This is a genomic window from Paenibacillus sp. J31P190 (assembly GCF_059692075.1).
Window position 1 is genome coordinate 557210 of record NZ_JCAUAS010000003.1, and the last position, 15535, is coordinate 572744.

Annotated in this window: 13 protein-coding genes; 3 read left to right on the forward strand and 10 right to left on the reverse strand. The window is 47.5% G+C overall.

Features of this window, described 5'->3' with window-relative positions; translation table 11 throughout:
* Nucleotides 1-8: 8 nt before the first annotated feature.
* The 4 genes from AC58U0_RS09615 to AC58U0_RS09630 form a co-directional block, all read right to left on the reverse strand.
* Entirely contained in the window at nucleotides 9-1316 is a 1308-nt protein-coding gene (locus AC58U0_RS09615) for an ABC transporter substrate-binding protein (RefSeq protein WP_171643028.1), read from the reverse strand.
* 121 nt (nucleotides 1317-1437) lie between these two features.
* The gene (locus tag AC58U0_RS09620; protein ID WP_497378781.1) at nucleotides 1438-2613 is read right to left on the reverse strand and encodes a response regulator transcription factor; all 1176 of its coding nucleotides are present in this window, start codon (nucleotides 2611-2613) and stop codon (nucleotides 1438-1440) included.
* Between the two features lie 4 nt (nucleotides 2614-2617).
* Nucleotides 2618-3898 carry an ABC transporter substrate-binding protein gene (locus AC58U0_RS09625; protein ID WP_497378782.1) on the reverse strand — a complete coding sequence of 427 codons (1281 nt, stop codon included), beginning with the start codon at nucleotides 3896-3898 and terminating at the stop codon, nucleotides 2618-2620.
* Nucleotides 3885-5726 (reverse strand): cache domain-containing sensor histidine kinase, encoded by a 1842-nt coding sequence (locus AC58U0_RS09630; RefSeq protein ID WP_497378783.1) that lies wholly within the window; start codon nucleotides 5724-5726, stop codon nucleotides 3885-3887. The genes AC58U0_RS09625 and AC58U0_RS09630 overlap by 14 nt, the downstream gene beginning before the upstream one ends.
* 329 nt (nucleotides 5727-6055) lie before the next feature.
* Here AC58U0_RS09630 and yhbH point away from each other — a divergent pair, with 329 nt between their 5' ends.
* The 3 genes from yhbH (at nucleotide 6056) to AC58U0_RS09645 (ending at nucleotide 9037) form a co-directional block, all read left to right on the forward strand.
* On the forward strand, nucleotides 6056-7213 hold the full coding sequence (gene yhbH / locus AC58U0_RS09635) for a sporulation protein YhbH (protein WP_497378784.1): 1158 nt from the start codon (nucleotides 6056-6058) through the stop codon (nucleotides 7211-7213).
* Nucleotides 7210-8640, forward strand: a complete 1431-nt coding sequence (locus AC58U0_RS09640; RefSeq protein ID WP_497378785.1) for a SpoVR family protein — start codon at nucleotides 7210-7212, stop codon at nucleotides 8638-8640. The genes yhbH and AC58U0_RS09640 overlap by 4 nt, the downstream gene beginning before the upstream one ends.
* A gap of 184 nt (nucleotides 8641-8824) precedes the next feature.
* Nucleotides 8825-9037: a hypothetical protein gene (locus tag AC58U0_RS09645; RefSeq protein ID WP_029197871.1), complete on the forward strand. Its 213-nt coding sequence runs from the start codon at nucleotides 8825-8827 to the stop codon at nucleotides 9035-9037.
* A 467-nt stretch (nucleotides 9038-9504) separates the two neighbouring features.
* Here AC58U0_RS09645 and AC58U0_RS09650 read toward each other — a convergent pair whose 3' ends face one another.
* The 6 genes from AC58U0_RS09650 to AC58U0_RS09675 form a co-directional block, all read right to left on the reverse strand.
* Complete coding sequence (locus AC58U0_RS09650) at nucleotides 9505-10233, reverse strand: nucleoside phosphorylase (RefSeq protein WP_497378786.1); 729 nt, start codon at nucleotides 10231-10233, stop codon at nucleotides 9505-9507.
* 1 nt (nucleotide 10234) lies between these two features.
* Nucleotides 10235-10906 (reverse strand): sulfite oxidase-like oxidoreductase, encoded by a 672-nt coding sequence (locus AC58U0_RS09655; protein WP_497378787.1) that lies wholly within the window; start codon nucleotides 10904-10906, stop codon nucleotides 10235-10237.
* Nucleotides 10907-10930: 24 nt separating this feature from the next.
* Nucleotides 10931-11854 carry an ABC transporter permease gene (locus AC58U0_RS09660; RefSeq protein ID WP_497378788.1) on the reverse strand — a complete coding sequence of 308 codons (924 nt, stop codon included), beginning with the start codon at nucleotides 11852-11854 and terminating at the stop codon, nucleotides 10931-10933.
* Nucleotides 11838-12905, reverse strand: coding sequence for an ABC transporter permease (locus AC58U0_RS09665; protein ID WP_497378789.1), 1068 nt, complete (start codon nucleotides 12903-12905; stop codon nucleotides 11838-11840). The genes AC58U0_RS09660 and AC58U0_RS09665 overlap by 17 nt, the downstream gene beginning before the upstream one ends.
* Nucleotides 12898-14397: an ABC transporter ATP-binding protein gene (locus tag AC58U0_RS09670; RefSeq protein WP_497378790.1), complete on the reverse strand. Its 1500-nt coding sequence runs from the start codon at nucleotides 14395-14397 to the stop codon at nucleotides 12898-12900. Before AC58U0_RS09670 ends, AC58U0_RS09665 begins: the two co-directional genes overlap by 8 nt.
* 94 nt (nucleotides 14398-14491) lie before the next feature.
* A complete protein-coding gene (locus AC58U0_RS09675) occupies nucleotides 14492-15535 on the reverse strand; it encodes a BMP family lipoprotein (RefSeq protein ID WP_497378791.1) in 1044 nt (347 codons plus the stop codon).

Consider the following 15535-nt stretch of genomic DNA (forward strand, 5'->3'; position numbering starts at 1 on the left):
CCACATCCCTATTTGTTTTTCAATTTGGTCTTGGCCTTCTCAATGAGGGCCGCGAATTCTTTGTCAGGATCCTTGGACTTATCGACCGTCACGGCCTGCATGCCATCGCTAATAATATCTTCCACGGTTTGATAGAAAGGTCCTTTACGCTGCACTTTCACGTCCTTGGCTACTTCGGAGAACAAGATGCCGAGCTTCTGGTTACCCCAGAATTCATACCCCGCCTCTGTGAACGCTTTATCACCATAGACCGACGGAGTCGAAGGGAAATTGCCTGAAATCTTGAATACTTCTAACTGCTGCTGCGGTGACAGCATCCAACTAATAGCTGTGTAAGCTTCCTTGGCGTTCTTCGTTTCCTTCGGAATAAGCAAGAACGAACCGCCCATGTTGCCGGTGCCCTCTGGAATTTTGGCTGCGCGCCATTTGCCCTTCGTATCCGGTGCGCGGGTTTCAACGTGCCCTTTGCCCCAAGCGGCAGAGATGTACGTAGCGATTTTGCCCGAATTCAGAGCGGCAGAGTACTCCTGCAGCGCATTTTTCTGGTCATAAGCTCCAGCGATGCCCATTTCACGGGCTTTTTTATAATAATCCAGCGCTTTCTTGATTTGCGGGTTGGATTCCATTGTTAAATTCTCGTCTTTATCAAAGTACAGTTCATTGCCCTGGTCGCGAATCGCGCCATATAATTCATAAGGGTTGGATAAAATACTTGCGCCTGTTTTCTCCTTCAATGTTTTGCCAGCAGCGAGGAAGTCGTCCCAATTCTTAATCTTGGCCGCAACATCGTTAGGCTCCGATGGGAGTCCGGCTTGTTGGAAAAGATCTTGGCGGTAGTAAAGCACCATCGGACCGATGTCCGTAGGAAATCCAAGCTGCTTGCTGCCAACGCTGCCTTGCTTCCATTTCCAATCCAGATAATCCTTGGACAGATCCTTAGCTCCATACTCGTTCAGGTCGTAAAATTTATCAGGATACTTCAAGAATTGGTCCATCTGTGAAATATCGATCATCGCAATGTCCGGAGCCCCCGAACCTGCCGACATAGCCGTTAACACCTTCTTATGGGCGTCCTCCCACTTATAAATCTGTGGAATAATCTCGATGTTCGGATGGGTGCGGTTAAACTCCGGTATAATCTTTTCAAATGATGCCCCCTGCCAAAACCACATTTGCAGTTGAACCTTTTTCCCGCTGTTTCCACCTGCTTCATTTTTTACTGCGCTTTGCGTACCTCCGCTGCTGCATGCACTAAGAAGAACTAGAAGAGAAACCAAGAGCAGAAACATGGACTTGCGTTTAGGCATCCGATTCATTCGATAAACGCTCCCTTCACCATTTTCAACTGGACTTTCAAATTAGTAAGCCCTTACATTTAGTATAGGCAGGACATTACAGCTCGTATAGGTAACGAATCTTCGATTTCTTGGACTCTTCTCAGGAATGTTCCACCGTCCGATAATCCCCGGGGGCCATGCCGACGAAGGTTTTGAAGATGCGGCTGAAATAGGCCGGGTCCTTGTACCCCACCCGAATGCATACCTCATATACCTTCAAGTTCGTCTCGCGCAGCCACCTCTTGGCCTCCGTGAGCCTGATCTGCGTCAAGTACTGGGTATAGGTGAGCCCCATCTCCTGATGAAATAAATTACTTAAATAATTGGCATTCACTTGGAATTGCTGGGCAAAATCGGACAAATTCACTGCTTCGTTGGCATATTCGTTATGTACGTATTTCAAGAGCGCCTTAATAATCGGCGGAAATGAGTCCCCTCTTTCCTTCCTTGTAATTTCGTTGAAGCCCAAGCTCATCATGCTGCGCATATACATCAGCCCAAGATCACTTATCTCCTTGGTGCAGCCGCCATGCCCAATCTTCACTTCGATGCGGAGATTTGCTTCCATCCACTTCGAAATTTCCTGCACCCGCTGCTCCCAGGCCACTTTATCATCGTACTCGGTGAACAGAACCACAGTGATGAGCCGGTCCTCTTCGCATACTGCCGCCGTCCCCAATCCGCTGAACGATTCATGCGCACATTCCCGGATAAAGTAACGTACCGAGGTCTCTCCCAGAGACCGCAAATCCTTTGTCGAAAAGGAGACGAGCCGGATGGTGGCATATTGCGGAATCAGCCCTTCATCGAAGGTTGGCACCGGCACCCCGTGGAGCAGGTCGTGCGTTCGTTTCTCCAGCAACGCCCGGCTGCGGATCACATTCACCTGCTCGGATTCCATCCGCCTTCGGTACTTCCCATAAGCTTCGTTGTACACTACAAGCAGCTTCTCCTTGGAAAGAGGCTTAAGCAGGTATGCTGCCACTTGGTGCTGCATCGCTTTCATTGCATAATCGAATTCCGCGTGCCCCGTCAGCACATACACTTCGGTTTGCAGTGAATGCAGCTGGATATATTCGGCAAGCTGCAAGCCGTCCCCCGCCGGCATGCGGATATCTGTAATAACAAGCTGCACCGTCCTCTGCTGCAGTATTGTAATCGCCTCCTGCCCGCTAGAAGCATCCAGCACTTCACCCACGCCTTCGAATCGGGCCAATGTTCTGCACATTGGAAGACGTACATTCGCTTCATCGTCTACAATCAGAACAGTAAACATACGGTTACCCTCCTCCCTCTACATGGTTTAGCGTCTCAAACTGCTGCATAATCCCTCTCCACGTTAAATCAGGATCTGCACCGTCAGATTCAACCCGCCGAAGACCGTCACGAATCCATCTTTCAATCGCCGTATAATCGTAATCATCGTAGCCGGATTTGTAGCGAAGCGCCGTGTAAGAATAAATTTGACCGACAGGCGCATCATTGAAAAAGGGATCGTGAACCTCCAGGAAATTAGAAGAGGAGTACGATTCCGGTGTGGAAGGAAAATTCCCGCTGCCGATAAAATTCGCCAGCTGCTGCTGCGGAGCCGTTAGCCAGCCGGCTAACTTATACGCCGCATGGGGAGATGAGCTTGTCTTCGGTACCGCTAAGTACGTCCCCGTTAAATTGGATGGCAGACCAGGTGCCTGGGTCAGATCCCACTTGCCCGCTGTAGCAGGAGCATTCTTCTTCATCATGCCGTGAAGCCAAGAGGGCGCTAATACGAGGGCGAATTTTCGATTAACCGCTCCTTCGGCCCAAGATGAGGTCTGCGACGGCAACCCAGCACTGAGACCACGCTTGTGGAAATACACCGCCCGATCCCAAGCTTCCTTAACATGAGGACTTAATTCATGCTCCACAGGCAGTACATATTGACCGTCAAACTGGTTGAGATAGCTAAGGAAGATATTCGTTATATTATCGAATAATACAGCCCCCGTCCGCTGCTTCAATTGGACTCCTGCCTGCTCCAACGCATCCCAATCGGACAAATAAGCCGCCACCTCCTCCCGCTCTGTTGGTAAACCGGCCTCCTCAAATAAGTCATGACGGTACGCAAGCGCCACTGGCCCGATATCTACAGGCATGGCATACAAGAAGCCACCATTCTTGCTTTCCGCTTGCCGCCATTTCCAGTCCAGATAATGAACCCGCTCGTCGCCGTAGTCATAAAGGTTATAGAACTGGCTCTGGAAGCGCTTTAATTGATTCAGCTGCGAAGCCTCCAACAGAACAAGATCAGGGGAATCGGCCTTCGTGGCCAGCGAAGTCATGAGACTCGGCACCACATCGTCGTATTGAAAAGTAACCATCTCAACATCCATCTGAGGATTGTCTGCCTCATACTTCTTAATCAGCGGCTCCAGCCCGCTTCCCGGCCACAGCCAGATACGCAGTGTACTGGGCTTCGGAGAGCTTTTCACACTCGGCATGACCATTTCGGGGGAGCAGGAGCACAGCAGGCTGATCATTGCCAGTACTAGTGAAAGCCGAAGAAATAATTTAGGCAGCGCCATCATCCCCTCTCTTACCCAGCATTAACAATCCTTGATCCCTATCTAACTGAGATGGCGGGTCCAGCAATGGAAGCGATAATACCACCTGCAGTCCTCCCAATTGACTTGTCATCAGGCGGATTCCGTAACCTGGACCAAAGAAAGTCTGCAACTGCTTATGCAGATTGCTTAACCCGATGCCGCCCGCCTTCTTCTCAAAGCCTTGCTCCCGATGAATCGAGTCTTCAAGCGACTGCAGGGCCGTAAGCGGCATGCCTACGCCATTGTCTTCCACAGAGCACAGAATCTTGCCGCCCTCACGGTAGATCCGGACCCGAATTAGCCAGTCCCCCTCGTCTTTATGCTCTAAGCCATGGTGGAAGGCATTCTCGACGAGAGGCTGCAGGACGAGCCGGATCACGCTTTGCTGCTGCAATCCTTCCTCAACGTCAATGCTTACATTGAATTTCTCTCCGAAACGCGCTCGTTGGAGCAATAAATACCTGTCTAGCTGCGCCAGATCCTCCCCGAGGGTCACGAAATCGGTCGATGGATGGACGCTGTAGCGAAGCAGTTCTCCGAGCGCGAGTGTCATTTCCTGTGCCTTCTCCGGCCTCTCGTCCTCAATCGTCCAGTAAATCAGATTCAGTGAATTGTATAAGAAATGCGGGCGGAACTGGGCTTTTAATGCGACAAGCTCCGCTCTCTGGGCACTAATCTGCTGCTCGGAGAGCCGTTGCACGACTTCCTCCAGCTGACGCACCATGGCATTGTAGTTCGAATACAGCTGCGTGATCTCCCGGCTCGCAAAAGGCCGGTCGATCGGCTTGATGCCTTCCTTGCTCAGCTTGTTCATCCCGTCGGCCAATTGACGGATTGGCTTCGTTAACGTCCAAGTGAAGTACGCTACCAGCGCGAGGGCAATCCCGATACCTGCAGCCATGGTCAGCAGCGCGTTCGCCCACATCTGCGAAGCGTCACTGTACACCGCTTCAGGCTTGAAGTAAGCGATGGTCGTCCAATCGCTGTAATTGGACTTGGCGTAGGCCACAAGCATCCGTTTGCGATCCTCCCTCGTCGTCCATTCGAAGAATGGCTGCGCATTTCCGCCGAACTTGGCAAACAGCCCTTGATCTGCCGCTGTTCCAATCTCGCGAGGCTCCGTCGAATACACGATATTCCCTATGGAATCCATCACCTGCACCTTTCGCTCGATGCGCTGGCCCGTTTCACCAATCATCCGGTTCATTTTCTCCACAGGAAACACCACGAACTGATCCCCCAGTATGGTGAGGTTTCGAGAGTCTTTCAGCTTTCGAGCCCCAATAATGGCAGGAATCTCACCGTCTCGCCAAGCCGGACCATACACCCATAGCATATGACCATCGAGCTCCTCCATTTTTCTGTACCAAGTAACAGCACTCACAGCGTCGTCCGCTTTCCGCCAAGACAATTGGAGCGACTCGTTAGACGAGTAAGCATTGCCTTCCCTGTCGAAAAGGTGAATGAGCATTTCACCTGCGATATAGCGCGTTTTCTCCGCAAGGTAGCGGTTCAGCGCAAGCTGCTCTTGCCCTCCTTGCTTCGTAATCGGCTTGTTCAAAGCGGTCTGCACCTTTTCATCGAACGCAATCATCTGAGAGGCTTGATCATATTGACGCAGCAGCACATCAATCTTTGCCGACAATTGATCGACAGACTCCTGCGTATATCCAGCCGTACGATTCAGCGCTAGCTGTGAAGTTAAGCGATAGTTGAACAGATTGGTAAGCGCAATAGCCAGAGCCGCAATGAGAAACATACCAGCCAGCAGCTGGATGAAGATAGGAATAGGTCGTCGTCGTATCACGGTTCACCTCGCTTCCATACATTGACAATTAACGGATTTGTTCTGAGACATAATTCTAGATAAGGACAATATCACCTTCTATTGATGTGAAAATGAGGAAAATGAACTAAATAACCTGAATATTCGACATGTAATGGAAATTCTCTTCTACCTGTCAACTCTTCGGTCTGGCAAACTTACAAAGCATCACATATCCCACCCATATTTGAATATATTTAATAACAAGCTTTTTTTCACCTCAGTCCGTTCAGCATTATGCTTGCCATAATAATTCAGCAAAAGCTTACGACGTAAATTTCGCTAAAGCAAAACTCTAAGGAGGTGTCCTCATGACAGAACCCCTTTTTATCGTTTCCAAAGAGGATTGGTCCTTGCATCGCAAAGGATATCAGGATCAGACCAGGCACCAAGAGAAGGTGAAAGATGCCATTAAACAGAATCTTCCCGATCTGGTTACTGACGAAAGTATCGTCATGTCCAATGGAAAACAGGTCGTAAAAGTGCCTATTAAGAGTCTGGATGAATACCGATTCCGCTATAACTTTAGTAAAGGAAAGCATGTTGGTCAGGGCGATGGTGACTCTCAAGTTGGCGATGTATTAGGGACAGATCCACAGCCTGCGCAAGGGCCTGGGAAAGGTGAGGGTGCTGGCGATCAAGCTGGCGAAGATTACTATGAAGCGGAAGTGAGCATGGAGGAACTGCAAGCCATGTTGTTCTCTGAGCTGGAGCTCCCCAATTTGCAGAAAAAAGATAAGCGCAATATGACCACGACGGAAGTGATTTTCAACGATATCCGTAAAAAAGGGATTATGTCCAACATCGATAAGAAACGGACCATTTTGGAGAATATGCGCCGTAATTCGCGCTCAGCCTCCCCTGGGATCCATCATATCAGCCCTGATGACCTTCGTTTCAAAACGTGGGAAGAGATAGAGAAGCCTCACTCGAATGCTCTGATTATTGCGATGATGGATACCTCCGGTTCCATGGGTTCCTTTGAGAAATATATAGCCCGCAGCTTCTTTTTCTGGATGACGCGCTTCTTGCGCACGAAGTATGAGAATGTCGAGATTGTATTCATTGCCCACCATACCGAAGCGAAAGAGGTCACGGAGGAAGAGTTTTTCACCAAGGGCGAAAGCGGAGGTACGATTTGTTCCTCGGCTTACCAAGCAGCAATTGATATTATCGATAAACGGTATCCGCCGTCACAATTTAATATTTATCCGTTTCATTTCTCCGATGGAGATAATTTGACGTCAGATAACGAACGCTGTGTGAAACTTATTACGCAGTTAATGGAGCGCTCCAACATGTTCGGTTATGGCGAAGTTAACCAGTACAATCGCAGCAGTACACTCATGTCCGCTTTCCGCCATATTCATGATCCTAAATTTCTTCATTATGTCATTCGTGAGAAAGGTGAAGTGTACAAAGCACTGAAAACCTTTTTTACAAAGCAGGAAGGGGTGGCTGTTCAGTGAGTAAAACCGAAATTCAAAAGCTCGAATACGCCATTGATGAAATAACGGAAATTGCTAAAGGCTTTGGACTTGATTTCTTTCCGATGAGGTATGAAATCTGTCCCGCCGAAATTATTTATACCTTCGGTGCCTATGGAATGCCGACGCGTTACAGTCACTGGAGTTTCGGTAAAAATTTTCACCGTATGAAAACACAGTATGATTTTGGTTTAAGTAAAATTTACGAATTAGTCATCAATTCTGACCCCTGCTATGCCTTCTTATTAGACGGGAATTCGCTCATTCAAAATAAACTGATCGTCGCACACGTTCTTGCCCATTGTGACTTTTTCAAAAATAATGCCCGTTTCGCAAACACGAACCGCAATATGGTAGAAAGCATGTCCGCAACCGCCGAAAGAATTCGGCAATATGAAATCGAACACGGCATTGACGAAGTCGAGCAATTCATTGACGCAGTGCTAGCTATTCAGGAGCACATTGATCCTGTGTTGACCCTATCCTATCGACAGACGCGTAAGCGTCAGGAGACCCATAAAGCCTCTACACCAGCTGCACGTTCCGTAGCAACCTATGGATATGAGGATATATGGGATCTAGATGTTAAGAACAAACCCCCTGCACCTGAAAAAGAAGAAAACAAACGCTTTCCACCTCAGCCTGAAAAAGATATTTTGCTCTTCATCGAGGAGAATGCCCCCTATATGGAAGAATGGCAGCGGGATATTCTGACGATGCTCCGCGATGAAATGCTCTATTTCTGGCCGCAGCTTGAAACGAAAATCATGAACGAAGGCTGGGCCTCTTACTGGCACCAACACATATTGCGCGAGCTGGATTTGACTGAAGAGGAGACGATTGAGTACTCCAAGCTCAACTCCTCGGTCGTGGTTCCGTCCCGTCATACCTTAAATCCTTATTATCTCGGGCTCAAAATTTATGAAGATATCGAGAAGCACTGGGATAATCCGACGGAAGAAGAAATAAGAAGGCATGGGCGCAAACCCGGGAATGGTCGTGCCAAAATCTTCGAAGTCCGCGAATACGAATCGGATACCTCGTTTATCCGGAATTATTTGAATAAACCTCTCGTAGAAGAACTCGATTTATATGTATTTGAAAAGAAAGGCCCTGAATGGAAGATTACCGATAAAACGTGGGAAAACACCCGGGATCAGCTCATCTACTCACGTGTAAATGGCGGCTTCCCCTACATTGTTGTTGAAGATGGCGATTACCAGCGCAGCGGCGAATTGTATTTGAAGCACGCTTTCGAAGGGGTCGAACTTGATCTCAAGTATGTCGAGCGAACGCTCCCTTACATTTATAAGCTCTGGGGCAAATCTATTCATATGCATACCATCGTTGAAGATAAGCCGGTTTTGTTCACCTATGACGGTAAAAAGCATCATCGTCGTTTTCTCTAAAACGAAGAGGCGACTTGAACGTATTGGTTCAAGTCGCCTCTATTTGCACGTGTTTTTTTCCTGAGCCTCGACAGAACTAGTGTTATTCCGACAACGGTAATCGACGGACTTATTATTTCATAGATGATATTCTTAATACTCAGTTAATATTATTATTTATTTTTTTATAGGAGATGAGTTGAAGTTGAGAATGAATATTTTATTTAACAAAACACCGATTTCTGTCAATTTCGTTGGAACGGACCACAAATTAATTCCCTCTCTGATCAACGCTCTTCGTTATAACAAATTTACAACGATGAACCTTGCTCAACCGTTAGAACACGTTGATTTATTTAGTTCAGAAGCCATTCTATATGCCAAAGATGGGAATAAAGCAAGAATCCCAATTTTTTAATGACATAATCGTTACATACGCATAAAGCTCTAACCCAAGTAGATTACTTTGGGTACAGAAAACAAAAAAATGAGAAGGCAAGATTCTTGCCTTCTCATTTTTTTGTTTTGTTTCAGCTGCAATAGAAAGTCACCCCGAACTCTAGTTAGCGGAACGTAGAACCGCTATTTTGGGAATTCTTCGCATAAAATCAACTAAGAGGAACGTATGTGCGTTATTTGATCAAAAGGAGCGATTCGGAGATAAAAACCCGTGAAATAACGCCTCCTCGTTCCCCTTCCTTATGATTTCTGGTGTTTTTCGTCCATATAGCGCTTCTACGTTCCCTCGATAAGTTCTGGTTACCAAAGCAAAACATAGCACATTACAGTAATGGGCATAGAGCCATAACTAACTTTCAAAAACGCCTTTTGAGGGTAGCTTCTTCTAAACTAGTTACCGCTGCGCCATCGATTATCCCAATGTGTCTAAGCCTTAGCGTGCAGTTTGATAACGGCACGAATCGCCGTCAGAATTTCACGTTCAACCGCTTGTGCGACAACATCGGTATGAGGGTTGTAAACTTCTCTCAAATCAGCATCGGCATAACCGTCCAGTGCAACAATCGCACCTGCACGTACACCGCGCAATGAAGCAATGACGTAGAGCGCTGCGATTTCCATCTCAACGGCAAGAGCACCGGCTTGCTTGTATTTGCGGTGCGGAAATTCCTCGACACCTTGGAAGAAGGCATCCAGCGTCACGGTAATCCCTTTGCGCACAAGACCATCCGTCTCTGATGCGGCTTCGTACAACGCTTGCACGACATCCAGATCAGCAACTGCTGGGAATCCATGCGGAACGAGTTGGCGGGTTAAGCCCTCTTCCCTCACGGCAGCCGTACTGACGACTAAGCTGCCTGGCGGAACATCAGCTGAATAGGAGCCTGCTGTACCAACGCGAATCAGTGTCTTTACACCGCCTTTGATCAGTTCCTCGAAACAAACCGCTGCACCTGGCGATCCGACGCCATGACTTACAACCGTAATCGGAACTCCTTGTGATTCACCAACAAACGTGCGATATTCACGGCTGAAGGCGAGTTCTTTGCTATGATCAAGCTTGCTGGCTATGACTTCCGCGCGAAAAGGGTCACCGCATACGATCGCATAAGGCGATAAATCCTCTGAATGAACCTGTAAAATTGGTAATAGCATGTCAATCAAACTCCTTCTTTTCCCATTCATCTTCTGGAATCGGAATCGCTTCCCCCGAGAAACGCTGCTCTTGGAATGGATCGGCCACATTGTGGAAGCCGTTTTGTTCCCAGAAGCCTTCGCGGTCAGCCGTCATAAATTCGACACCTCGGATCCATTTAGGACTTTTCCAAAAATAAAGGTGAGGTACAATCAGCCGTAGAGGCCAACCATGCTTAGGAGTCAGCGGCTTCCCATCATATTTCAAAGCCAACAAAACGTGATCGCCCATCAGATCTTCGAGCGGGACGTTCGTTTCATAATCGTTGTCGGCATGCAGCATGACGAACTTGCCTTGCGGCTTGATATCGAGCAGGCGAAGAAAATCGCGAAATAGAATTCCTTCCCAGGCCGTGTCAAGCTTCGACCAACGGGTTACACAGTGAATATCGCAGAGGACTTGCGTTTGAGGCATCGTGAGCAATTGTTCATACGTAACAACTTTGTCCTCTTCGACCTCGCCAAACACTCGCAATGTCCACTCCGCCATGTTGTATTCCGGTACTTCTCCTTCATGCAAAATAGGAAACCGGTCTGTCAGAACCTGCCCAGGCGGGACTCGGTCTGACATTGCCGCACCTACGGAGGGAACCTTCATCTTTCTGATTCGATCAGCTTTGGTGTCTTTTGCCATCTGTCATTATCTCCTTTTTGCAACCTAGCGCGAGCTTCCGTTAGCTTTCTGAGCATCTGCCATATAACTGCTCTTTCTAAAAAAGAGCATCGCCAGCAGCGTCACAATATAAGGAAGCATTTGTGTGAAATGTGTCGGCAGCGAGAAGCCCTGCAGCCTGATGCTGAATGCATCCATCAGTCCAAAAAGTAGGCTCGATGCCATAACGCCAAGCGGATTCGCTTGTCCTAACATCGTTGCGACCAGTGCGATAAAGCCTCTGCCCGCCGTCATGCCTTCGGTAAACATCGTGACTTGACCGAGTGACAGCTGAGCCCCTGCCAACCCGCAAAGCAAGCCGCAAATTAACACGGCCAGATACTGCATTCGGCCTACTTTAATGCCTATGCTTTTCGCTGCAACTGGGTTCTCACCCACGGCTAGCAAGCGGAAACCAAGGACTGTTTTAAACAAAAAGTACTGCAAGCCAAGCACCAGTGCAAAGGCCAAGTAAATAAGAGGGGAATGGCCCGAAATAATACCGCCAATCACAGGTATGTCTTGAAGAATGGGAATATTCCACTTCGGAAGCCCAACCATATTTTTATCGTAAAAGGCGCCCTTCACATGGAAAATGGCTTTTAGGCAGAACGCTGTTAAGCCGAGCGCCAGAAAATTAAATGAAATACCAACGACGATCACGTTCGCTTGCAAATGGATGCTAATATACGCAAATGCGAGCGAAAATAACATCGTCACCGCAATCGCAATCAAGACAGCTAGATACACATTCCCGGAATAATGATTGCCTACAATAGCAGAGAACGCACCAACAAGCACGAAGCCTTCCAAACCAACATTGAACAACCCCACTCTTGAGCAAATCGCACCACCCAACGCAGCGAGGAGAATCGGAGCAACCATCCGTATCATGGAATTAAATAACGAAACATCAAGAAGATGCTGCATCGCTTCCTCCTCCTTTCTTGCGTTTCCATAGGGTATAACTGAACTTAGCCGTAACGAACAAAATCAAGAGAGACTGAATGACACTTGATATTTCGAGGGGGATGCTCGTGTTACGTTCAACACCCATACCGCCTGTCTGCAGTGCAGCCAGAAGAACTGCGGCAACAGTCGTACCGAGCGGATGTGCGCCCGAAAGCAGCGTAGCCATAATGCCAGACCAAGCGAAACCCGGATTTGTTATCATGCCGTCCGTATAGCGATACTGCATGCCAAGCACTTCGACTGCGCCTGCAAGACCAGCAAAACCGCCACTCGCGAACATGCTCGCGAGCATTAATTTTCCGCGGTTTACGCCTCCATAAGCGGCAAACAACGGATTGTAGCCAAGCATGCGGATTTCGTAACCGGAAGCACTGTATTTAATAAACAAAAATAAAAGAACCGCAAAAACAATGGCTATGATGAAGCCCGCATGCATGCTCATCCCTTGGAAAAGCTTGGGCAGCCATATGCTTTTATCCACCATCATCGTTTGCGCTAGTGCAGCTGATCCCGTTTTATCCTTGAGCGGATAGGCAACCAAATAGCCTGCAAACAAAGCTGCAATATAATTGAGCAAGAGTGTGGTGACAATCAAATTCATTTTAAATCGCGCATCAAGCCAACCAGCAAAGGCTGACCATATACCGCCGACTGCAATGCCGCCCAGAAGCGCGGCGAATAATTTAAATAGTGCAGGTCCAGGAAAATAGAGCGCAATTATCGCACTGGTTAAAGCACCAAGGATCATTTGACCTTCAGAACCCATGTTGAAAAATCCGGCGCGGAAGGCTATTGAAACGCCTAATCCAACTAATATAAGCGGTGTCGCTCGCGTCAACGTATTTGTAAAAAAGTAAAAATTGCCGAAAGCGCCTTTCCACATTTGTGCGTATGTGTCCGAAATGGAGCCGCCAATCAAAACGATGGCGATGGCCCCGCCCAGTAAACCGATACATACCGCAATAAGCGGCTGCAGCAGCGCGCCAATGTTTCCTTTCCAATTAAGCATGGGAATTACCTCCTGCCATCAACAGACTGATTTGCTCCTCAGTCGCATGCTGCGCTGACAGTTCCCCCGCAATTTGCCCTTCATACATCACGATAATGCGATCAGAAAGCTTAAGAATCTCCGTCAATTCCGAAGATACCAATAGAATCGCACCCTGCTCATCTCGTTTTTTCAACAGCTCATCGTGGATTACTTCCATCGCTCCAACATCAACGCCACGCGTGGGTTCGGCAGCGATAAGGAACGGTTGTTTTTGGGCAATTTCCCTGGCCACAATCAGTTTTTGAAGATTGCCTCCAGATAGAAATTTGACTTTCGTATCCTGGGAACCTGTTTTAATCTGAAATTGCTGAATGAATCCGTCAACGATATTTCGCAGTGACTTGCCTTGCAATAATCCGTTACGCCGATGCGTTCTGTGATGCCCCATAGTACCGTTTTCAAGTACGCTGCCTTCCTTGGCAGCTCCCCATTGGTAACGATCCTCAGGAATATGCGAAAGCCCGCTTTCTCTGATCTCACGAACCAAACAGCCTGTAATGTCCTTGCCCATCAAACGAATGTGACCTTGATCAATCGATTGGAGTCCTGTAATGCTTTGGATTAGCTCAGACTGTCCGTTACCGGAAATACCGGCGACACCTAAGATCTCGCCAGCCTTCACCTCAAGACTGACACGATTGAGTACGGGCTTTCCTTTCTTGCCTTGTATGGAAATCTCTTTCACTTCGAGAACCGTTTCACCAAGTCTTGCGGCACTTTTGCTCGTTTGCACCAGTTCTCTTCCTACCATTAATCTAGAAAGTTCTTCTGCGTTAGTTGCCGATGTATCTACAGTCCCTCTGATTTTACCGTCTCGAAGCACCGTAACTCGGTCCGCAACTTCCATGACCTCATGTAATTTGTGTGTGATAACAATGAAGCTTTTACCCTGGCTCGCTAAGCTCTTCATAATGACAAGCAGTTCCTTCGCTTCCAGCGGAGTCAAAACACCCGTAGGCTCATCCAAAATAATGATATCTGCACCTTGATAGAGCACCTTCAAAATCTCAACACGCTGTTGTAATCCTAGCGGAAGGTCAGCCACTTTCCTGAGTGGATCAATGGGTAGTCGGTACATGTCACACAATGCCTTCACTTGCAGGGCAGCTTTCTTTCGGTCGAACTTCATGCCGACTTGCGGTTCATTGCCGATGACAATATTTTCAGCCACCGTAAATGAAGGAAACAGCATAAAATGCTGGTGCACCATACCGATGCCATGACGAATCGCATCCGTAGGATTCACGAACTGAATTTTTCTTCCCCGTAAAATAATCGATCCCGACGTTGGCTGTTCCATTCCGTAAAGGATGCGCATCAGGGTTGTTTTACCTGCCCCATTCTCGCCGACTAGCGCATGGATTTCACCTTCGCGCAGCGAAAAATCTACGTTGGAGTTGGCTGTCAAGCTTCCATAGGTTTTGGTAATTTGGTTCATTTGAAGCAGCATAACGGGTTTCGCACTCCTTTCCTAGAAATGCGGAAACTGCCTACGTCGCCGTAAACAGTTTCCAGGGTCATATTATGATTGTAAGGACGTACTACTATTTCAGAGGATTCGGAACCGTAACTTTGCCAGCTACGATATCGTCTTTGATGGTCTTAACTTTAGTCACAACGTCTTGTCCAATAAATGGACTTAGTTTGGATTTGCTTTCTTTGGTTACAAAAGTAAGACCAACTCCGTCTTCTTTCAAGCCGTAATCCATAGCGCCAAATTTAAAAGTTCCATTCACGAAATCTTTCACAGTTTGGTAAGCAACGCTGTCTGTACCTTTCAATTGAGAGAGAACAATGTGTTCAGGATCTGTCACTGTACGGTCGATATCTTGGCCAGATGTGTAGAAGCCTTTTTCCTTAGCAGCTTCGAACACGCCCAAATCGCCAACAGCTGATGCGGCTGCGATGAAGTCTGCTCCTTGAGAGAATTGCGTCAATGCCAATTCTTTCGCTTTTGCTGGATCCGTAAAGCTGCCTACATAGTTGACGATGAATTTTGCATTCGGATTCGTTGATTTCAAGCCTTCTTGGAAACCGACTGTGTATTTTTTGATCAAAGGAATATCAACTGCTGCCACCATACCGACAACATTTTTCTTAGTTGCAAGACCCGCAGCCGCACCAAGCAAATATGCTGCCTCGTGTTCACGGAATACTACGCTTCTAACGTTCGGCAAATCAACTACTGTATCAATAATAGCAAAAGATTTCTTTGGATTTTCAGCAGCTACCTTTTTCAGAGCATCCTCGGATTCAAAGGAGCTGGTAATAATAAGATCATAATTATCTGCAACAGCAGCACGCAGGTTTTGCTCTATCGCGCTGGCATCCGTAGATTCTACTGTTTTCACATCAACGCCAAATTCTTTACCTGCTTTTTTAACACCTTCATCCTCTTGAGCAAAGAAAGGGTTCACACCGATTTTTTCTGGTGTTATTAGAATAATTTTTTTGGATGATTTGGTTTCAGGCGCTTTCGTTGCTTCTGCAGCTTTCGTAGCTGCCGGAGCTGCTGTATCATTTTTAGCGGTGCCGCAGCCAGTCAGCATTAATGTAAGGGCGAAAATAGAAAATAACGTTTTTTTCAT